Origin of the sequence: Bacillus cereus group sp. N12, from assembly GCF_016483575.1 — a bacterium.
Classification (GTDB): Bacteria; Bacillota; Bacilli; order Bacillales; family Bacillaceae_G; genus Bacillus_A; species Bacillus_A toyonensis.
Window position 1 is genome coordinate 1 of record NZ_JAEHBO010000252.1, and the last position, 248, is coordinate 248.

Genomic DNA, 248 nt, shown 5'->3' on the forward strand with positions numbered 1-248 from the left:
TCGGTAGCTCAGTCGGTAGAGCAGAGGACTGAAAATCCTCGTGTCGGCGGTTCGATTCCGTCCCGAGCCACCATTTTGAAATCGCAAGCCGGCTTAGCTCAATTGGTAGAGCAACTGACTTGTAATCAGTAGGTTGGGGGTTCAAGTCCTCTAGCCGGCACCACTTTCAAAATGAGCCATTAGCTCAGTTGGTAGAGCATCTGACTTTTAATCAGAGGGTCGAAGGTTCGAATCCTTCATGGCTCACC

General features: G+C 50.4%; 2 tRNA genes. Both read left to right on the top strand.

What is annotated here, in order from left to right:
- Positions 1-87: 87 nt before the first annotated feature.
- Positions 88-163 (top strand) — tRNA-Thr (locus tag JDS92_RS30360).
- Between the two features lie 10 nt (positions 164-173).
- Positions 174-246 (top strand) — tRNA-Lys (locus JDS92_RS30365).
- Positions 247-248 lie beyond the last annotated feature (2 nt).